The organism is Micromonospora sp. WMMD961, from assembly GCF_029626145.1.
GTDB lineage: Bacteria > Actinomycetota > Actinomycetes > Mycobacteriales > Micromonosporaceae > Micromonospora.
In genome coordinates this window covers 2,919,177-2,937,433 of the sequence record NZ_JARUBJ010000002.1, presented here as the reverse complement: position 1 = coordinate 2,937,433, position 18,257 = coordinate 2,919,177, and the positions used below count along the sequence as shown (strand labels likewise).

19 protein-coding genes, 1 tRNA gene and 1 pseudogene are annotated in these 18,257 nt (G+C 68.8%); 6 read left to right on the top strand and 15 right to left on the bottom strand.

The window, feature by feature from the left end; all coding sequences use genetic code 11:
- The first annotated feature begins 113 nt into the window (after positions 1-113).
- Both O7614_RS13855 and O7614_RS13850 read left to right on the top strand, forming a co-directional pair.
- Positions 114-1,019: a septum formation family protein gene (locus O7614_RS13855; protein ID WP_278138847.1), complete on the top strand. Its 906-nt coding sequence runs from the start codon at positions 114-116 to the stop codon at positions 1,017-1,019.
- Positions 1,020-1,658: 639 nt separating this feature from the next.
- Complete coding sequence (locus tag O7614_RS13850) at positions 1,659-1,781, top strand: hypothetical protein (RefSeq protein ID WP_278138846.1); 123 nt, start codon at positions 1,659-1,661, stop codon at positions 1,779-1,781.
- A gap of 58 nt (positions 1,782-1,839) precedes the next feature.
- On the opposite strand, the gene O7614_RS13845 is transcribed toward O7614_RS13850, so the two are convergent.
- The 6 genes from O7614_RS13845 to O7614_RS13820 all read right to left on the bottom strand — a co-directional run bounded on the left by O7614_RS13845 (position 1,840) and on the right by O7614_RS13820 (position 6,356).
- A complete protein-coding gene (locus O7614_RS13845) occupies positions 1,840-2,367 on the bottom strand; it encodes a nitroreductase/quinone reductase family protein (protein ID WP_278138845.1) in 528 nt (175 codons plus the stop codon).
- A 162-nt stretch (positions 2,368-2,529) separates the two neighbouring features.
- The gene (locus tag O7614_RS13840) at positions 2,530-3,282 is read right to left on the bottom strand and encodes an SDR family oxidoreductase (protein ID WP_347404399.1); all 753 of its coding nucleotides are present in this window, start codon (positions 3,280-3,282) and stop codon (positions 2,530-2,532) included.
- A 168-nt stretch (positions 3,283-3,450) separates the two neighbouring features.
- Complete coding sequence (locus O7614_RS13835; protein WP_278142259.1) at positions 3,451-4,185, bottom strand: SDR family oxidoreductase; 735 nt, start codon at positions 4,183-4,185, stop codon at positions 3,451-3,453.
- A 387-nt stretch (positions 4,186-4,572) separates the two neighbouring features.
- Positions 4,573-5,070 carry a YfbM family protein gene (locus O7614_RS13830; protein ID WP_278142258.1) on the bottom strand — a complete coding sequence of 166 codons (498 nt, stop codon included), beginning with the start codon at positions 5,068-5,070 and terminating at the stop codon, positions 4,573-4,575.
- A gap of 199 nt (positions 5,071-5,269) precedes the next feature.
- Positions 5,270-5,713: a CbrC family protein gene (locus O7614_RS13825; protein ID WP_278142257.1), complete on the bottom strand. Its 444-nt coding sequence runs from the start codon at positions 5,711-5,713 to the stop codon at positions 5,270-5,272.
- A 274-nt stretch (positions 5,714-5,987) separates the two neighbouring features.
- Positions 5,988-6,356: a cyclic-phosphate processing receiver domain-containing protein gene (locus O7614_RS13820; RefSeq protein WP_278142256.1), complete on the bottom strand. Its 369-nt coding sequence runs from the start codon at positions 6,354-6,356 to the stop codon at positions 5,988-5,990.
- A 114-nt stretch (positions 6,357-6,470) separates the two neighbouring features.
- Here O7614_RS13820 and O7614_RS13815 point away from each other — a divergent pair, with 114 nt between their 5' ends.
- Complete coding sequence (locus O7614_RS13815) at positions 6,471-6,731, top strand: tyrosine-type recombinase/integrase (RefSeq protein WP_278138843.1); 261 nt, start codon at positions 6,471-6,473, stop codon at positions 6,729-6,731.
- Positions 6,732-6,877: 146 nt separating this feature from the next.
- On the opposite strand, the gene O7614_RS13810 is transcribed toward O7614_RS13815, so the two are convergent.
- On the bottom strand, positions 6,878-7,480 hold the full coding sequence (locus O7614_RS13810) for a TetR/AcrR family transcriptional regulator (protein ID WP_278138842.1): 603 nt from the start codon (positions 7,478-7,480) through the stop codon (positions 6,878-6,880).
- A 69-nt stretch (positions 7,481-7,549) separates the two neighbouring features.
- Between O7614_RS13810 and O7614_RS13805 the strand changes: the two genes are divergently transcribed.
- Positions 7,550-8,248 carry an alpha/beta hydrolase gene (locus tag O7614_RS13805; protein WP_278138841.1) on the top strand — a complete coding sequence of 233 codons (699 nt, stop codon included), beginning with the start codon at positions 7,550-7,552 and terminating at the stop codon, positions 8,246-8,248.
- A 130-nt stretch (positions 8,249-8,378) separates the two neighbouring features.
- Here the strand turns inward: O7614_RS13805 and O7614_RS13800 are convergent, their stop codons facing one another.
- Entirely contained in the window at positions 8,379-8,546 is a 168-nt protein-coding gene (locus O7614_RS13800; RefSeq protein WP_278138840.1) for a hypothetical protein, read from the bottom strand.
- Positions 8,547-8,990: 444 nt separating this feature from the next.
- Between O7614_RS13800 and O7614_RS13795 the strand changes: the two genes are divergently transcribed.
- Positions 8,991-10,142 (top strand): low temperature requirement protein A, encoded by a 1,152-nt coding sequence (locus O7614_RS13795; RefSeq protein WP_278138839.1) that lies wholly within the window; start codon positions 8,991-8,993, stop codon positions 10,140-10,142.
- Between the two features lie 287 nt (positions 10,143-10,429).
- Here O7614_RS13795 and O7614_RS13790 read toward each other — a convergent pair whose 3' ends face one another.
- Positions 10,430-11,524, bottom strand: coding sequence for a hypothetical protein (locus tag O7614_RS13790; protein WP_278138838.1), 1,095 nt, complete (start codon positions 11,522-11,524; stop codon positions 10,430-10,432).
- 185 nt (positions 11,525-11,709) lie between these two features.
- Between O7614_RS13790 and O7614_RS13785 the strand changes: the two are divergent.
- Positions 11,710-12,781 (top strand): annotated as a pseudogene (locus O7614_RS13785) (tyrosine-type recombinase/integrase); the annotation flags it as partial.
- A gap of 113 nt (positions 12,782-12,894) precedes the next feature.
- On the opposite strand, the gene O7614_RS13780 reads toward O7614_RS13785, so the two are convergent.
- From O7614_RS13780 to O7614_RS13755, 6 genes are all read right to left on the bottom strand, one after another.
- Positions 12,895-12,968, bottom strand: a tRNA-Pro gene (locus O7614_RS13780).
- A gap of 207 nt (positions 12,969-13,175) precedes the next feature.
- Positions 13,176-14,582, bottom strand: coding sequence for a ribosome biogenesis GTPase Der (gene der, locus O7614_RS13775; RefSeq protein WP_278138837.1), 1,407 nt, complete (start codon positions 14,580-14,582; stop codon positions 13,176-13,178).
- Between the two features lie 49 nt (positions 14,583-14,631).
- Positions 14,632-15,312 carry a (d)CMP kinase gene (gene cmk / locus O7614_RS13770; protein ID WP_278138836.1) on the bottom strand — a complete coding sequence of 227 codons (681 nt, stop codon included), beginning with the start codon at positions 15,310-15,312 and terminating at the stop codon, positions 14,632-14,634.
- Between the two features lie 198 nt (positions 15,313-15,510).
- Positions 15,511-16,281: a pseudouridine synthase gene (locus O7614_RS13765; RefSeq protein ID WP_278138835.1), complete on the bottom strand. Its 771-nt coding sequence runs from the start codon at positions 16,279-16,281 to the stop codon at positions 15,511-15,513.
- Positions 16,268-17,230 carry an SMC-Scp complex subunit ScpB gene (gene scpB, locus O7614_RS13760; RefSeq protein WP_278138834.1) on the bottom strand — a complete coding sequence of 321 codons (963 nt, stop codon included), beginning with the start codon at positions 17,228-17,230 and terminating at the stop codon, positions 16,268-16,270. Before scpB ends, O7614_RS13765 begins: the two co-directional genes overlap by 14 nt.
- Entirely contained in the window at positions 17,223-18,236 is a 1,014-nt protein-coding gene (locus O7614_RS13755) for a segregation/condensation protein A (RefSeq protein ID WP_278138833.1), read from the bottom strand. The genes scpB and O7614_RS13755 overlap by 8 nt, the downstream gene beginning before the upstream one ends.
- Positions 18,237-18,257 lie beyond the last annotated feature (21 nt).

Below are 18,257 nucleotides of genomic sequence, written 5' to 3'. Positions count from 1 at the left end.
GCGAACTGATGGTTTTCAAGGGCTGTGAGCGCTGGTGCGCTCGCACGGCGGACGGGGACCTTAGCGATGCCTCCGGGTGGCATATGCTGCCGCGGCACGACGGGGAGGGCGACATGCGACGGTGGCGGGTATGGGTGGCGGTGGCCGCCCTGGCCGGGGTGACGGCGATGGCGGGGTGCCGGGCACCGGCAGGGCTGGACGGCGACCTGACCGACGACTGGCCGCCCGCCGCGGCGGCCGTGCAGTTCACCCCGAAGGCGGGCGACTGCCACGTGGATCCCGAACCGTCGAGTTACCTGACCAGCTACCACCCGGTCGACTGTGCGCGGCAGCACCTGCTGGAGACCTTTCACCTGGGCACGTTCACCGGCGCGGTAGCCGAACGGGAAACCCCGCCGCCGGTGGGCTCGGCAGTGCTGCGACCGGCGTTTGCCGAATGCGACGCGAAGGCGACCGCGTTCGTCGGTGGCGACTGGCGTGGCGCTCGTCTGACGGTACAGGTCGCGCCCCCGTCTCCGGGCGGATGGCAGGGTGGCAGTCGCTGGTTCCGGTGCGACATCTTTGAGCTGGACACCGCCGACGGCGGCTCGGCGCAACGGCATCCGGACGACCACCCGGTGCAGCACACCGGCAGCCTGCGGGACGAACTGAAGGGCACGTCACCGCTGGCCTTCGGGTGCCTGAACGAGGACCGGTACGGCAAATTCGAGCAGAGCACCTGCGCCCGGCCGCACACCTTCGAGTACGTCGGCTCATGGACGGCGCCCGACACCTCGTACGCGGACGCGGACCGCGACGAGGACGGCGTGCACGCGAAGTGCCGGACCCTCGTGGCCCGGTATGCCAAGGTCCCGGTTGACAGCACGCTGCGCTACCGCACGGGCACCTCGTACCTGGTGCCGGCCGAGGAGGCGTGGGCGCGCGGCGACCGGGGAATCCGATGCTTCTACTGGTCAGGAGGCCCGAAGGTGACTCGCTCGATCAAGGGCGGTGGCACAAGGGCGCTGCCGGTCCGCTGAGCGCGCTCCTCGCCGCCTGAATGGTGCTCGCTGTGTCCGGCGGCCTGTTGCCGGAATTCACGAAGGTCACAAGGCATCGACGTACTGCTCTGCACTGCGGGGTTGCCAGGCAACATAGAGCGATGTCGATCGCAGTGCAGAACCGCCCCGCTCCCCCAGTCCCGCGCTGGCCCGAACTCGACGACGACCGTAACCGCCCGCGGGAGGCTCTCGGGCTACCGCCGCTCGACGACGCGCTCCTACGGTCGTTGCATGCCGCAGCGGCGGACATCAGCTATCGGCCGATCAACAAGCGGGGCGACCGGTTCCGGCCGATGCCGCCCTGGCTAGAAGCCGTCAAAGAAGCGGATCACCCGACTGTCATCGCGGCCCGAGAGCTGCCGGCGCCCTCGGCGGCCCGTCGGATGAGCCGATGCCGGGAGAACTTGTCTTGTTCTAACTCAACTAGGTCACGTTCATCTGGCTCGTGGATCCGGAACGCCCTTGCCTTCCGCGTCCACAAAGAAGTGGGACGACGCGGAGTCCGCTAGCCCTTGCTTGGAGTGATCTAACACGGCATCCGCAGGCGTGGATCACGGCAGACACTCGCACCCGACTTTGGCCAGCCGGTGCCGCCCGGCGTGCGCTTAGGGTCTGCGCATGGGGGACGACATCGTTCTGCGGCTCGACCGCGCAACCGCCGAGGATCTGTACGTCGCGCTGTACGAGGTTGGCGAGCACATCGCGGCCGGCGCACGAGGCCCGACAAGGCCAGACGGCTAAGGTTCAGCCTGAGCCCACCAGCGCCAGGTAACCAACCCTCCGGCAAACCGGGGGAACCTCAGTCCCGTGACGCCTCAGCCGTGTCGGGCCGGGGCGTCAGGACCACCACCGCAGTCTCGGATGACCGCCGCGCGGCGTATCCATCCAGGTTCTTGTCGATCTCACGCCAGCGGGCCCACAGCCGCGACCGTTCGTCGCCTGTCGCAGCACGGCCGCGCACCAGCCGCGGCCCGTCGACCAGGTCGACGGTCGCGTCCGGGTGCGCCTGCAGATTGAGCCACCAGGCTGGCTCGGGATCCCCCCACCCGTTCATGGCCAGCGAGACCAGGTTCGTGTCGTCCTCGAAGTATCCGAGGATCACGCTGCGCTGTTGGCCGGTGCGCCGCCCGACGGTGGTCAGGCGCAGCATTCCGTAACGGTTACCGCGCGGACGCGACAGTCCGACGCGGCCGCCGGATCGGCGGAACACGCCCCGATGGGCCGACCAGAACATCCGAATGAACCAACGGGGCGGCAACCACGGCTTCTTGGCAGGGCGCAGGTCCGACTCGGTCACTCCTGCATCGTATTGGACGCTGTCACGCACCAACGGCAGCCAGAGCGACAGCCCGGTAGCGCCGAACGGTCTGCTGACAGCCGGCCGCCGGCCCGCCCGATCACGTCGTACGCTCATCGCCACGGATGGTGGGCGGCCGGACCGCCTCCGCACGTGGGGTCGACCGGCCGCAACGTCTCCTCGGAGACCGCGTCAGGCGGAGAACGGGCCTCGCACCGTCACACCCCCATCGACGACAAGGCTCTGCCCGGTCACGTAGGACGAAAGCGGCGAGGCCAGGTAGACAGCCGCCGCCGCGGCGTCGTGGGGAACACCGAGCCGGCGCATCGGAATCTCGGGCACCCCCTCGGCGGGCTGCGTGGCATTTGCCACCGCCGTTGCGATGGCGCCGCACGCCACGACGTTCATGCGGATCCCGTCGCCGGCGTACTCCGCAGCGACGGTCCTGGCGAGGCTGGCGAGGCCGGCTTTGGCCGCCCCGTACCCGGCCTGCATGGGCGCGGCCATGACGCCGGTGACCGAACCGATGCTCACGATGGATCCGCCCTGTCCCTGGGCCAGGAAGGCACGGATGGCCGCGCGGGCCGCGCGCGCCACATAGCCGAGGTTCATCTCATACGCCAGATCCCAGTCATCGTCGCTCATCTCGTGCAGCCGTACCGCCGGCACGAACGCGACCTGCCCGCCCACGACGGTCACGAGCGTGTCGAGCCGGCCGAACTCGGCGACGGCGCCGGCAACGAATGCGTCGACCGTCGATCGGGACCGTACGTCGCCGACAAGCGGAACAGCACGGGCGCCCAATCCGGTCAACTCCTCGACGGCCCCTCTCGCCCGGCCCGGATCGATGTCAGCGACAGCGACAGCCGCACCAGCCCCGGCGAACGCACGCGAGACTGCACGCCCGATTCCTGCGCCCCCACCTCCGACAACCAGTGCATTCATGCCGTCGAGCGGTTGCGCGAATCTATTCACGGCCGGATCTTGCCACATCGATCGGCGTCCTAGCCGCCGATGCACGGATCTGCCGCCAACCGTCCGTCACGGAGCGTAGCCAGCTGCCGCTGGGTGAGGCGTCCGCTCGTGTCGAATTGCGGATGCCCCAACGCGGGTCTACGGGGCGTGCACGACAGGCTGATCGCCTCCCCACATTTCCACCACGGTTCCACCGACTCCCGCTTGGATGAGATTCAAGACGACGGAGACAACTTCGGCCGGAGGAATCAATGGGCGAGATGCCGCACGTTCGTCGGCACTCATGCGCTCCCACTGGGCCTGGGCTCGGCTCAGCCCGATCCAGTCTGGCGCTACGCACATCATCCGGACCCCATGGCTACTTTCCAAGCTGGCCAGACTGGCGGTGAAGCGAATCAGACCAGCCTTGGCGGCCCCGTACTCGGGCGAGCCGTAGGACTCGAAGCCAATGCCCCCGCTGGATGCGATGTTGATGATCGCGCCACCACCCTGTTCCCGCATGGGGTCCAGAACGAGCTGACTGAGGAGCATCGGGGCGGTGAGGTTCAGGCTGATCGTCGCGGCCCACTCGGCGGGAGCCGCCTGCGGATACTGCCGCTGCGGGGTCCAGCCGCCGGCATTGTTGACGAGCACGTGAGGCCCGCCGAGCTTCTGGGCTGCCGCAACGATGCGGTTCATGTCACCACGCTCTCGTACATCGGCGCCTAACGCTTGTGCCGGCAATCCGCGCGCCTCGATCAGGCCTCCACACGCCTGCGCGGCTCGCTCATCGAGATCGGCTACGACGATGGCATAACCAGCGTGGGCAAGGCCAAGCGCGACTTCGCGTCCCAATCCATTGCCGGCGCCGGTAACGATCGCGGTGCGAACCATGATCACGCTCTCCCCTGAAGTCGCCCGTCGTGGTCGGATCTTCCTACCCACGTTCCTGCCGTCTGAGACGCAAGCGGACACGGCCCATCACCATCGCCTCGGCGCAACTGGCCGGTTTGACCAAGCATCCGGATCTGCCGCCGATCGTGTGCGCCAGCCCCGTCGGCAGCCGTCACGCCCCGTGGTCCGCCTTCGTTGTCGGCCGACGTCCGGAAACGCCGCCGACTGAGCACACCGCCCACTCGGAGCCGTCACGCTTCGTGGCCGGACTTACCGTCGTCGGTCGAACCCGAGTTGAGGGCGTTCGAGCCTCGGCGGTGGACAACGGCCTGGGGTCATGGCCGATGGATGCTGGTCCGCAAGCTTCGCCGAACCCGTTCGAGGGGGTCAGGTGATGGCGAGGAGCACCGCCTGGCCGTTGTCGGCTGCGGTCCGATAGAACTGGCTCAGCTCGACGAGGTGCACGACGAGGTTGTCGAACTCGGCTTCGTCATTGGTCCAGCCGATCGGGTAGATGTCGGCGGTCGCCATCGCATCCGCGTCGTACCGGGTGCGAAGTGTCTCGACATCCAGCGCGTTCAGTTCGGTGGCGACGGCGCGGACGGCATCCGGGCCGAGCAGCCGGGCCGGACCATAGCCACCGTCTTCGCCGATCTCGGCACCGCCGAGGATCGCCGCACCGGCCGCACCGTCGCCGAGGCCCCAAGCAGAACCAGTGATTAGGTAGTGGACGGCGTGCCAGGACTTACCCAGATCCAGCTCGGGATCGGGCATCTCCGCATCGTCATCGTCCAGATCGCCATAGAGCAGGGCGCCGACAGCCTCCGGATTATTCAGCACCGCTTGCAACTCGTCGCTCGACAGCCGGCGACCGATCAACTCCATACCCACATGTAATTCCTTCCACTGCAACACTGGGCGTGCTGGCGGGGCGGATCAGCAGCTGACACGGTAGCCCCGACTGCCTCTCCGTCCACCGGGACATCCGGATCTGCCGCCGGTCGTACGGCGCGCCGGGCGTCGGAGCTTGCGGTCGTTCTCGGCGCGCCCCCGTCCCCGGGGCTTGCCCTGGCGTGAAGTGCGGTCAGCCGATATCCCAAGACGCGAGATGAGCACCGCAATGCAGGCACCGGAAGAGGTACGCCGTCGGCTCGCTGGCGCGGTCCAGCTGAGGCAGGAACGCCTCGGTCTCTTGCTGTGACCAGCCGAGCTGATAGCAGCTGTCGCGAACCATGGCGAGGGCATCTGGGTAGGTCGTTAGGTCGCTGTAGCCGGCTGGTCCGAGGAACGCAGCGGCGTCACCGCAGTGGTACAGCCACGATGATTGCTGCCATCCGTAGAAGCCGGGCGTCCGCTGCGTGACCTCCTCGACTATGTGAACCGGTACGTCGTCCGGCACATCGACGGCATCGCTGAACTGGGCGTTCATGCCTTCGTCCATCGCCGGGGCGATGGTTCCCAGAGCCGTGGCCGCTTCGCCGGAGCGGATGCAGTGCATGCATAGGCTTTCAGGCTGCCTGCCATAGATGGGGCCGTTTTAGCGCACGTCCCGATGAAGGCCGCAAGCACTGCAGATGTGGTCGCTCCGCACTGCCGAACCTGTCGATAGGGGATCGGCATGGTAGCGGAACACCGGCTCGGGCACGACGTCAATCATGCCAGCTCGCGATCATCATTCAAGCCGAGGAGATCTGATGGATGGACCATTACCCATTAATCGTCGACGACGAAACCAACTCGTTGAACGCCGGCATCTGCCGCCGTCCGGGTGTGACAGCTGTCGGGCGGCGCCCTCGGGCTGGTCAGCTCACGACCGGGGCGTCGAGATAGCCGACGTCTGTGGAGCCCGACGCGAGGTGGACGCGATATCCCCAGTGCCGCAAGACCTGGGCGATCTTCGCGGCGCCGGCCGGGTTGGCGGAGTGGACGCTGATGACGCCGACGTCAAAGGGGCGCTTGTCGAAGGCGGCCCGTTCCAGGACCTCCACGACCGGCCAGATCGTGTCGTCCCCGCCTAGATCGTGGTCAAGCCACAGTTCGTCCAGGCGCCGGTCCCGGTACCGATCGAGGAGTTGAACTCCGGCGGTGCTGGTGCGGGCCACCTCGGCGCTACGGCCATCCACGAACGAGCGGAGGTCATCGACCAGGACGATCGTTCGGCGGCTATCCACGCGATGATGATGCCTGACACCCTCACGATCCGACATCCGGATTTGCCGCAGGTCGCGCGCTTGCGGTGACCGTACGCTGGCCCCGAGCGAGCCCAGGCGGAAGCTCGCGGGTTGATGATCTGGCCTCGCTATCCGCCACCGCGCATCTCGCACCTCGCCCACACAGCGGGCATCCGGATGCCGAGGATGCACCCCCACATGTTGCGGCACACGTTCGTGACGACCATGCTCGACGCCGGCGTCAGCCTCCGCGATGTGCAGATTGCCGCCCGCCACGCCGACCCACGGACCACCATGCGCTATGACCGGGCCCGCAAGAACCTCGACCGGCACCCCAACTACATCCTCGCCGCCTACATGGCCTCCGGAACGTGATTAGCCGCTCACGGCTTTGCCGATAAGCGGACGTGTCGTAATCGGCATGAGCGCTCCGAGCGGTTCGCCGGATCGGACCTGCAAATCTCAGCGTTGACCAGGCACTCGAGCGCCCGGTGTCCATGACCGCCGAGCGGCCAGGCTGATCAGGGGCGCAAGAGTTCGCGGCGCAGCACCGCGTTGAGCCAGGCTTCAGATCTCTCGAGCGGCCAGCCGAGGTCGTCGGTCCGGACGAAATAGGCGGCGTTGCACAGATAGAGCCAGAGGATGTCGGCGGCCTGAGCCGCGTCCAGGCCGTCGCGGAGGGCGCCCAGTGCGGCCAGGCGACCGGCTGTATGCCGCAGTCCACCACGCAGCCCCCCGTGGGCGATCTCCATGCTCTCGCGGACCGCCAGTTCCTGGGGCGCTGCGGCGACGACCTGGCGCATCAGCGGTGCCCACTGTCCAAACTTCGCCCCGGACGTGGCGACGATCAGAGCTATCAGGCCCTGCGGATCGGTGGCGGACTCGATCTCCGCGAGGATCCGGGCATTCTCCGGCGAATTCACGGCGGACTCGATCAGTGTGCGCAGCAGGCCACTCTTGCCGCCGCCGACGGCGTACACCGTGGCTGGAGCGACGCGGGCGGCGCCGGCGATCTGCTCGACCCTCGTCGCGAAATAGCCCTGAGTCGTGAACAGGGACCGGGCCGCTTCGAGGATCGCCTGTCGGGTCTGGGCGGCGTATTCGGCGCGGCGGGTGGGCGACATGACCTTCATCATAACAATGTAGCGGCCTTCACTCGCTAGAGTGCGCTCTGATCAATCATGGGAGGTCTGATGCACTACGTTTTCATCCCCGGCGCTTGGCACGGTGGCTGGTCCTGGCACCCGGTCGGACACCGGATCCGCGAGGCCGGCCACGGCGCCACCGCACTCACCATGCCCGGCCTGAGCCTGGGCGACGACACGGCCGGACTACGGCTGAGCGACGCAGTCGACCACATCGTCGCCGAGGTCGAACGCCGGGACCTGCGGGAGGTAGTCCTGGTCGGACACAGCTGGGGCGGCATCCCGATCACCGGCGCCGCCCACAGGCTGGGCGACCGGCTCGCCGGCCTCGCTTACTTCAGCGCCTTCATTCCGCGGCCGGGCGAATCGATGGCCGCAGCGATGGGACCGATGGAGGGCTTCATCACCGACACTGTCGCCGCTTCACCCGACGGCACCATCGGACTTGACTTCGTCACCTTTCAGCAGAGCCTGATGCCCGGCCAGCCCGAGCCGCTGCAGCGGCTCGTCTTCGACCAGCTCATGCCGCAACCCGGCGGCTACATGCTGGACGCGCTGGATCTTCCGGGAGTGCACACGCTCGGCCTGCCGATCACCTACGTGCTGGCTGAGGACGACACAGCGCTGGCCGCCCCCGGCACCGAACTCGCAGCCCGGGTCGGTGTGCAACCGGTCCTCGTGCCCGGCGGCCACGAGGCCCTGCTGACCAGCCCGGAGTCCCTAGCCAAAGCAATCCTGTCGACATAACCGGCACCGCCGGCACGAGGCCGCAGCGACCTGCGGATAACCCAAAATCCTTGTCGACCCTGCCCACCGGCGCCAAAGGCTCCACGCGCACTCTCATGCCGCTGGTCGGGCGCCCGCCTTTGCATCCCGTTCAGGATGGTGTGGCGCCGACCTTGAGGCTCCGCAGCTGTTCGATTACGCGCTCGGCGTCCTGCCGCGAGTACGAGCCGAGCGTCGAGAGAGGCATGGCGTCGGCGTCGTCACCGAGACGGAGGACGGGAGCGTAGAGCGGCAAGCCTCCCCGTACGTCGATCTGCACGCAGCCGACCGACTGGATCGCGCTCTACGGTGTGACCTGGTCACGGCTATCGAAGCCGCCGGCAGGGACACCCTCTTCGTTGATTACCACGCCGAGTCGAAGAGCCCCAGATCCCGGCCATTCCGCTCGTGACGAGTAGGCATCCCAGCGCACCTTCGGACCGGACAAGGTGCCGCGCGCACCCCGACCGGCCACACCTGGCAGGCGGACACGATCTCCGCCACAACGCCCACCCGCATGATCGTCCTCGACTTCGGAAACATGCCGAGCGGCACCGTGCCGACGATGCGGCAGCTCCAGGACCGGCGGGTAACCTCCGGTTACCTCGCTCGTTGATCGCCGTGTGCGACAAGCCCTCGGCGTTGGGTCTCACGGCGTCGCCTCGGGATCGTCACGACCTCGCGCGGAAGCGTCGGCAGAGGGCGCGCCGGGAACGGCGGACCGATGACGAGCACAGAGCCGACCGGGCCGCGACGTAGCCCCAAGTCGTCGAATCGGGCGACGCTCCTGGAGCTGTTCTTCGACGTCTTTTACGTCGCCGTGTTCGCGCAGCTCTCCATGCAGTTCGCTCGGAATCCGAGCTGGGGCGGCCTGGGACAGACCCTCATCCTGCTGCTGGCCGCCTGGTGGACCTGGTCGGTGACGGTGAACGCCACCGAGTTCTACGATCCCCAACTCCGGGCGGTCCAGGCGGTGGTCGCCGGCACGGTGTTCGGCGTGGCCCTGATGGCGGTCGCCGTACCGGCCGCCTACGGCGGGCGCGGGCTGCTCTTCGCCGGCGCGTACGTCGGCATTCATCTGCTCCGGGGGATCCTGCTGATCGTCGCGCTGCGCCCACGCCGTGCGCACGCCCGGGAGGAACGCGTCCTCTTCTGGTTCGTCCTCTCCGGGATCCTGTGGCTCGCCGGCGGGTTCGCCGGACCCGCGTGGCGCACCGGCCTGTGGGCCGGCGCGCTCGCTGTCGACTACCTGGCCGCCGGACTGCGCTACCCGACGCCTCGACGGGGCCGGCTACCCATCACACGGTTGAGCACGCACTTCGGCGAGCGCTACCAGCAGATCGCCATTCTCGCCCTCGGCGAGCTGGCACTGATGTCCACGTTGATATTCAGCCGCGCGAGCTACACCCCAGCCCGTGCCGTCGCGTTCCTCACCGCGGTCGTCATTGCGCTGCTGTTCTGGCAACTCTACGTGTTACAGAGCAACAAGCTGGTCGACCGGTCGGCGCACCTGCGTCCGCACACCTCGATCTTGTTGGCCCCGTACATCTACGCCTTCGTCGTTACCGGCATCATCGCCACGTCCGGCGGTGTGGACCTCGTCCTGCACGACCCGCAGGGGACCACACCGGCGAGTTGGGTCGCTCTCCTCACCGTGGGACCGGTCCTGTACGTGCTCGGCCGGATGAGCTCGGAGTACGTGCTCCTCGACCAACTCCCGCCCACCCGCGTGGCCTGGCTGGCGCTGCTACTCGCCTCGACGCCGCTGCTGACCATGCTGGCCCCGTGGCTCGTCATGATCGTGAGCGCGGCCGTCCTGGTCGGCATGACGATCACCGACGTGCGGCGGCTCCGACGCGCCGCCCTGGCGGACTAGTACCAACGCCGTTCAGTTAGGCGGCGGTTAGGCGTGGCGATCGAGACCCCTACCGTGAGGCGCGATAGTCGCCGGAGCAGCCCTCGTGGAAACGAGGAGCCTTAAACCTGGATGAGCCTCTGTCAAGCCTCTTCACCCGCAGCACAGCGGTCAGCTGAAACCGATGATCTCGCGGCCCGGTAGAGTTCAGCGAGCCTCGTCACCTGCGCTCAACGAGATGCCGTCTCGTCACCCGACCGGGGTACAGCGGGCGTGATCACGAAGAGAAGTCGGGCTCCAGGACACTCTCAGGGGAGGCCGAATCGCTGAATCCGGCCGACGTCCATGATCAAGCGCTCCAATGGGTACCGGACGAATGTCTGGGGTAGGACAAACTCCTTCCAGAGACGCCGTTGATCGACGAGTCCGACGAAGGAGAAGTCCTGGGCGAACTGGCAGGCGGTAAAGAGCTTCGTGGACGCTGAGGCGCCAGCGGGTGCAAGAGCTTCACCCACCGCCATCAGCTCCGGCGACTCCATCAGGATCCGACGAGGCACCGACGCCACGCACCCACCATCGCCCTTGCCGCCGTCGAAGCCAAGTTCGACGAGGTCCTCCTCTGCGTATCCGAAGGTGAAGGCCGCCATAGCATGAGGCTCCAGGGACATCGACCGCACCGGATACTCGGTACGGGCCAGCAGGTAGTTGACCTGCAGAGAAAGGGCCCGATCCAGAATCAGCCGCGTCTCGGCGTCGGTGTACCTGGCCTGGCGCGTGGCTCCAGCCAACCAGCTCAATTCTGGGCCAAGCTTCCGAAGCTTGTCCTGTGCCCTCCTGACGGGCCTCAGCAGTTGCGGCCGCATCCAGTCGGGAACATCGGCGACGGACAGCCGCCGACTTTCGCTTGCCAACCAATCTGACAGTACGGGCACCTCGACGGACGCCATGGCGACCTCACCGGTCGGCTCAAATGCATATTCGTCGCCATCGCCCAGCATCGGACGCCAGTCAGCGCTGAACAGATGCCCGGCCACGGCACCGCTACGAGCCCGACCGGCATCGGCCTCGCCGGTCACCTTCTGCATTGGCAACGCCGGTGCGCCATCTGATCGCGCGGGGTGAGCCACAACCACAGCGGTCAGGTCAACCGCCGCATCCGTGGGTACCGACGTCGAGCCTTCTACTGCCTCGTCCGCCGTGTCCCGCCTCGGCCGGTAACTCAGTGCGGTCGTGACGATCGCCAGCCCCAGGCCCACGAGGCCCGTGACCCCACCGACAACGTTCGCGTTACCGACAAGGGCACTATCGGCCGCGTCGCCAGCGAACATCCACACCGCCGCGACACCCGCCAACACGAGAGCCGCCACAGAAAACGCGACGACGGCGACCCGTCCAATCCTCATAGACGTAGATTGTGTCCTCCGGCGTCGACCGAAGTGAGGAACCTAGCCCAACTGGACCGTCGGTGACTGGCGGCCCACGCCTACGAGACCCAGAGGGTAGGCATGGCCAAAGACCAGTTCCGGGGCGCGTGCTTCCACGCGCCGAAACAACACGGGTGCTAGAAGGACGCCGACGTGCTGTTTCAAGCACCGGCCCGGCCGCTGAACGGGCACTGAAGGTCAACCTACGTGACCGCACCACCCCCAACGACGACGAGATCACCCGGGAGACCCGCGTCAGCACACTCGCCGACCTGTGGATCGAAGAGATCACCACCGAGGAGCGGATCGCAGCACAGACCATCCAGCGATATGAGACCAGCACTCGCAACGCGATCCTGCCCGCCCTGGGCAACCTCCGAATCAGAGAGGCCAGCGTCGGGCGCCTGGATCGGTTCCTGCGGGACATCGCGAAGGACCGGCCCTCGGCAGCCAAAGGCGCGAAGGTCGTCCTAAGCCAGATGTTCGCCCTAGCGGTGCGCCACGGCGCGATCCCCACCAACCCGGTACGCGACACCGGCCGGCTCCGTAAACCCCGCCGCGCTGTCGTCGCCCTCACTGACGAGAATCTCCAGGCCGTCCGGACGGCTATCCGCGACTGGCAGCGACCCGTCCCCGGGAAGCCCGGACCGCGGCGACCTGGCGGACGTCGTCGACCTGATGCTCGCTACCGGCGCCCGCATCGGCGAGATCCTCGCCCTGCGATGGGAAGACCTCGACCTCGCCGCCGAACGCCCCACCCTGACGATCTGCGGCACGCTCGTCTTCGTCAAGGGCCAGGGCTTCTTCCGCCAACCCTGGACCAAGAGCGACGCCGGCTGGCGGATGGTCGTCCTCCCCCGGTTCGCCGTCGGCATGATCATGGCCCGCAAGCTCGTCGCCGCCGACAACCCCCACGACGCAATCTTCGCCTCCCGACGCGGCACCTGGCTGTCACCCAACAACGTCCGCCGTCAGTGGCGTGAAGCTCGCGCCGACACCGACCTCGCCTGGGTCACTCCCCACACCTTCCGCAAGACCGTCGCCACCCTCATCAAGGAAGAGACCGACACGAAAAGCGCCGCAGCGCAGCTCGGCCACTCCAGCGAGGAGGTCACCGCCACGTACTACATCGCCAAGCCCGCCCAAGCCCCGGACGTCTCGGACATCCTCGAGCGGCTCGGCACCGACCGCGGGCGACGTCCCACACGCGCATTGCCCAACGATGCGCAGGGATGACGAACCTGGTCGCCGACCCCGGTAAATGGGGGGTTTTCGGGGGGCGGTTCAAAACCTCATAGACAAACTTAAAGCCCTGACCAGCGTTTCCGCTGGTCAGGGCTTTTCCTCTGTCGGGACGGCCGGATTCGAACCGACGACCCCTTGACCCCCAGTCAAGTGCGCTACCAAGCTGCGCCACGTCCCGCCCTCGCGTGGTTTCCCACCGCGACAGCCGCTAAAGCTTAGCGCAGTAGTCGCGGGCCTTTCGCACAGGCCCCACCCGCGTCGCGAACCGTCCGGACCGCCGCACACCGCGCGGCCGGGCCACCGCACACCCTCTAAAGCGTCCTAGGAGGGTGGGGTTGAGAAATGCCGGGGGGAGGGACATCTCCCATCCGGCTATCTCAGAACGTCAGCCGTGTGCCTTGCCTCGGCCGCCGGGGCCCAGCTTCTTCCTCGGGCGGACCGAGATCTCGATCGGGCTGCCCTCGTACCCGAATTCCTCACGGAGCTTGCGCTCGACGAAGCGCTGGTAGCCGGCGTCCAGTGGGCCGGTGGTGAAGAGCACGAACCGTGGCGGCGCCACACCGGCCTGGGTGGCGAACAGGATGCGCGGCGCCCGTCCACCGCGCACCGGGTGCGGGGTGGCCTGCACCAGCGCGGTCAGCCACTGGTTGAGCTGCGCGGTCGGAACCCGGGTCTCCCAGCTGGCCAGGGCCTTGTTCAGGGCCGGGGCCAGCTTGTCCACCGCACGCCCGGTCATCGCGGACAGGTTCAGCCGGATCGCCCAGGGGATGCGGCGCAGCTCCCGGTCGATCTCCTTGTCCAGGTAGTACCGACGGTCGGCGTCGACCAGGTCCCACTTGTTGAACGCGATGACCAGCGCCCGGCCCGACTCGGTCACCATCGACAGGATCCGCTGGTCCTGCTCGCTGATCGGCTCGCTGGAGTCGAGCAGCACCACGGCCACCTCGGCGGCCTCGATCGCGCCGGCGGTACGCAGGCTGGCGTAGTACTCGGTGCCGCTGGCCTTGCCGACCCGCTTACGCAGCCCGGCCGTGTCGACCAGCTGCCAGGTCTGTCCGCCGATCTCGACCAGGCTGTCCACCGGGTCCACAGTGGTGCCCGCCACCGAGTCGACGACCGCCCGCTCCTCGCCGGAGAACCGGTTGAGCAGGCTGGACTTGCCCACGTTCGGCCGCCCGACCAGCGCCACCCGGCGCGGCCCGCGCGGACGGTTCTCCACGATCGCCGGTGCCTCCGGCAGCGCGGCGAGGATGGCGTCCAGCAGGTCGCCGGAGCCTCGCCCGTGCAGCGCGGACACCGGGAACGGTTCACCGAGGCCGAGGGACCACAGCGAGGTGGCCTCCATCTCGATGGAGTTGTTGTCGGCCTTGTTCGCCACCAGGATCACCGGCTTGGCGCTGCGGCGCAGCATCTTCACCGCGGCCTCGTCCACGTCGGTGGAGCCCACCATCGCGTCGACCACGAAGAGCACCACGTCGGCGGTGACGACCGCCGTCTCGGCCTGCGCCGCGATGGCCGCGGCGCGGTCCTTCGCGTCCGGCTCCCAGCCCCCGGTGTCCACCACGGTGAACGCCCGGCCGTTCCACTGCGCGTCGTACGGCACCCGGTCCCGGGTCACACCCGGGACGTCCTCGACGACCGCCTGTCGGCGGCCGATGATCCGGTTGACCAGAGTGGACTTGCCCACGTTGGGGCGACCGACCACGGCCACCACCGGCTGCGGGCCGCTCGGTTCCTCGACGGCGACGTCGGGCTCCCGCAGCTCGACCCACCCGCCTGGATCGCTACTCATGCCGCTCCTCCGCTGCGCTCCGGACCGCCATGGAAAACAACCGCACCGCTCACGCCACACCCCGCTCGGTGAGCAGGTCGCTCAGTCGTGCCACGACCTCGTCGATGCCCAGCTCGGTGGTGTCGAGCACCACGGCGTCGGGCGCCTGCGCCAACGGGTTGACCTTGCGGGTCGAGTCGAGCCGGTCCCGTCGCGCCAGGTCGGCGGCGGTGGCCGCGACGTCGGCGGCGTCCTCGGCGCTGCGCCGGGCGGCGCGGGCCGCCTCGGAGGCGGTCAGGAAGACCTTCAGGTCGGCGTCCGGCGCCACGACCGAGCCGATGTCACGGCCTTCGACCACCATCCGACCAGCGTTGGCGATCATCTCGCGTTGGCGGGCGACCAGCAGCTCGCGGACCGCCGGCACCGCGGCGACAGCGGAGACCGCCCCGGTCACCTCGGCGCCCCGGATCTCGGCTTCCACGCCGACACCGTCGACGGTCACGGCGTACCCCTGGGGGTCGGTGCCGATGCGCAGGTCGACCTCGCCGGCGACCTTCGTCACCGACGCGGCGTCGGTGAGGTCCACGCCGGAGCGCAGCACGGCCCACGTGATCGCCCGGTACATCGCGCCGGTGTCGAGGTAGCGCGCACCGATGCTGGCGGCGAGCCGCCGCGACACGGTGGACTTACCCGAACCGGACGGCCCGTCCACAGCGACCACACATCGCCCGGCCCGTACGTTTTCCTCCACCGTGTCCTCCTCAGCCCGTACCTCACGGATCGCCCGGTGATTCGGCGCCGCAAGCGGTTTGTCAATCGTCATCAATCATGCCCGGGTCCGCTGGCGGACCCACGCGCGCCGCCACCGGAGGCGACCCACGCCACCCTCCGGTGGCCGCGTCCCGGCCGTCGGTGGAGCCTACCGGCAGCCGTACCCCGGAACCGGGGGTCAGTCACCCACCGCGTTGAACAGGGCGGCGACCTCCGCGTTGGTCAGCCGCCGGATCCGCCCGGTGCGCAGGTCACCCAACCGGATCGGCCCGATCGAGGTACGCACCAGCCGGGTGACCGGGTGCCCGACCTCGTCCATCAGCCGCCGGACGATGTGCTTGCGCCCTTCGTGCAGGCTCAGCTCCACCTGGGCGCTCTTGCCCAGGGTGTCCACCACCCGGAACGAGTCGACAGTCACCGGCCCGTCCTCCAGCTCGACGCCGGCCAGCAGCCGCTTGCTCAGGTTGCGCGGGATGGGCCCGACCACCTCGGCGAGGTAGGTCTTCAGTACCTGGTACGACGGGTGCATGAGCTTGTGCGCGAGGGTGCCGTCGTTGGTGAGCAGCAGCAGGCCCTCGCTGTCCGCGTCGAGCCGCCCGACGTGGTAGACCCGCTGCTCGACCCGGTTGCCGATGAACTCGGCCAGCTCGTTGCGTCCCTTGTCGTCCGCCATGGTGGTGACCACCCCGCGTGGCTTGTTCATCGCCACGTAGACCAGCCGGACGTCGACCTGGAGGCGCTCGCCGTCCACGTGGATCACGGCGGTGGCCGGGTCGACCTTGTCGCCGAGCTTGGCGACCCGCCCGTCCACGGTGACCCGGCGGCGGAAGATCAGGTCCTCGCAGGCGCGCCGGGAACCCACGCCGGCGGCGGCGAGCACCTTCTGCAGGCGCTCCGCCCCCTCGTAGACGGGGGCGTCGGGTTTGGGGGAACGGTTATCGGGTCGCATCAGCAAGCTCTTCTACGTCGTCGGGCAGGAAGGGTGCGAGGGGCGGCAGCTCGTCAACGGTGTTCAGCCCGAGCTTCTCCAGGAACAGCGTGGTGGTCCGGTACAGGAACGCCCCGCTGTCCGTTTCGGTGCCGCACTCCTCGACGAGGCCGCGGGTGACCAGCGTACGGATGACCCCGTCGCAGTTCACACCCCGGATGGCTGAGATTCGCGAACGGGTCACCGGCTGCTTGTAGGCGACCACGGCGAGCGTCTCCAACGCCGCCTGGGTCAGCCGTACGGACTGCCCGTCCAGAACGAACCGCTCGACGTACGTAGCGTATTCCGGCCGGGTGTACAGCCGCCACCCGCCGGCCGCCCGGCGCAACTCGAACCCGTGCCCGGCGGCGGTGTAGCCGGCGGCGATGTCGTCGAGCACCGGGCCGACCCGTTCGACGGGTTGCTCCAGCACCTGGGCCAGCACCAGTTCGCTGACCGGCTCGTCGACCACCAGCAGGATGGCCTCCAGGGCACCGCGCAGCTCTGGGTCGGACAATTCGGGTGCGGGCTCCGGCGCGGCCGTCACCCGCCGCCGTCCGGCCGCCTGCCGAGGGGGTACGTCTCGAGCCCCGTCCGACTCCGCCGCCGCAACCGGTTCCGGGGCAGCCTCCCCCACCCCGCCCCCGCCCCACTCCCCCGACTCCCCCGCGCGGGAGCTCGCGCCTGAGCCCGAGCCGGCGCGGGCGCCCGCGCCCGGCCCGGGAGAGATCTTGGAAGGTTCCGGCCCCTGGAGGGGCGCGTTCCTTCCAAGATCTTCCTGGTCCGGCCCTGGAGCCGTGGCTGACTCGTCTGGCGGGACTTCGCGGTCGTCGGGTGTGGCCTCGGGCGCGGGTGGGCGGGGGCGTTCCCACGGGGGGACCCAGGCGGCGGCCTGGTCGGCCAGCGAGTCCCGACGTTGCTCGTCACTCATCCCGCTCATCCTCCGTGGTCCCCGTCCCGTCCGGCCCGCCGGCCTCCCCCGGCGGCCCAGACTCAGCCCCCACCAGCTCAGCCCCCACCGGCTCAGTGCCCATCGGCTCAGCCCCCGCCAGCTCAGCCCTCGTCGGCTCCGGGACGGCTGGGGTGCCGGCGTACTCGTCGACGTGCAGTTCGGTGTCCCCGTCGGCCGGGCCGGTCCAGCGCACCGTCAGCTCCTCCAGGGCCTGCTCCTGGACGAAGGACACCAGGCCCTCCCGGTACAGCTCCAGCAGCGCGAGGAAGCGCGCCACCACCTCCAGGGTCGCCTCGCAGTCGGCGCAGAGCAGCGTGAACGTGGCCGTGCCGGCCCGGCGCAGCCGGGCGGTGAGGATCGCCGCGTGTTCGCGGACACTGACCCGGACCATGTGCACGTGGGCGATGGACACCTCCGGCACCGGTTTCGGGGTCATCGCCTTCACCGCCAGCTTCAACAGTCGCTGCGGGCCGATGCCGAGCACCAGGTCGGGCAGCGCCTCCGCGTAGCGGGGTTCCAGGCTGACCGCGCGCGGGTAGCGCCGGCCGCCGACGGCCTCCAACTCGGCGATGTGCGCCGCCGCCTCCTTGTACGCCTTGTACTGCAGCAGCCGGGCGAAGAGCAGGTCCCGGGCCTCCAGGAGGGCGAGGTCGGCCTCGTCCTCCACCTCGGCGGAGGGCAGCAGCCGGGCCGCTTTCAGGTCGAGCAGGGTCGCGGCGATGAGCAGGAACTCGCTGGCCTCGTCCAGGTCCCAGTCGTCGCCCATGGCCCGGATGTAGGCGATGAACTCGTCGGTGACCGTGTGCAGGGCCACTTCGGTGACGTCGAGCTTGTGCTTGCCGATCAGTTGCAGCAGCAGGTCGAACGGGCCGGTGAAGTTGGCCAGCCGCACCGTGAACCCGGTGGTGGCGGGGTCGGCGGGCGGCACACCGTCGACCGTGGCCGCAGCGGCGGCCTCGGGCGGGTCAAGGGGTGGCGCGGTCACCGGACGACCGTAGTCCACGAG

What these genes read in the sequence shown, in the direction of transcription:
- O7614_RS13855 (WP_278138847.1), top strand. Translation starts at nt 114, where the DNA reads ATGCGACGGTGGCGGGTATGGGTGGCGGTGGCCGCCCTGGCCGGGGTG.
- O7614_RS13850 (WP_278138846.1), top strand. Translation starts at nt 1,659, where the DNA reads ATGGGGGACGACATCGTTCTGCGGCTCGACCGCGCAACCGCCGAGGAT.
- O7614_RS13840 (WP_347404399.1), bottom strand. Translation starts at nt 3,282, where the DNA reads ATGAATGCACTGGTTGTCGGAGGTGGGGGCGCAGGAATCGGGCGTGCA.
- O7614_RS13835 (WP_278142259.1), bottom strand. Translation starts at nt 4,185, where the DNA reads ATGGTTCGCACCGCGATCGTTACCGGCGCCGGCAATGGATTGGGACGC.
- O7614_RS13830 (WP_278142258.1), bottom strand. Translation starts at nt 5,070, where the DNA reads ATGGAGTTGATCGGTCGCCGGCTGTCGAGCGACGAGTTGCAAGCGGTG.
- O7614_RS13815 (WP_278138843.1), top strand. Translation starts at nt 6,471, where the DNA reads ATGATCTGGCCTCGCTATCCGCCACCGCGCATCTCGCACCTCGCCCAC.
- O7614_RS13810 (WP_278138842.1), bottom strand. Translation starts at nt 7,480, where the DNA reads ATGTCGCCCACCCGCCGCGCCGAATACGCCGCCCAGACCCGACAGGCG.
- O7614_RS13805 (WP_278138841.1), top strand. Translation starts at nt 7,550, where the DNA reads ATGCACTACGTTTTCATCCCCGGCGCTTGGCACGGTGGCTGGTCCTGG.
- O7614_RS13795 (WP_278138839.1), top strand. Translation starts at nt 8,991, where the DNA reads ATGACGAGCACAGAGCCGACCGGGCCGCGACGTAGCCCCAAGTCGTCG.
- O7614_RS13790 (WP_278138838.1), bottom strand. Translation starts at nt 11,524, where the DNA reads ATGAGGATTGGACGGGTCGCCGTCGTCGCGTTTTCTGTGGCGGCTCTC.
- der (WP_278138837.1), bottom strand. Translation starts at nt 14,582, where the DNA reads ATGAGTAGCGATCCAGGCGGGTGGGTCGAGCTGCGGGAGCCCGACGTC.
- O7614_RS13765 (WP_278138835.1), bottom strand. Translation starts at nt 16,281, where the DNA reads ATGCGACCCGATAACCGTTCCCCCAAACCCGACGCCCCCGTCTACGAG.
- scpB (WP_278138834.1), bottom strand. Translation starts at nt 17,230, where the DNA reads ATGAGTGACGAGCAACGTCGGGACTCGCTGGCCGACCAGGCCGCCGCC.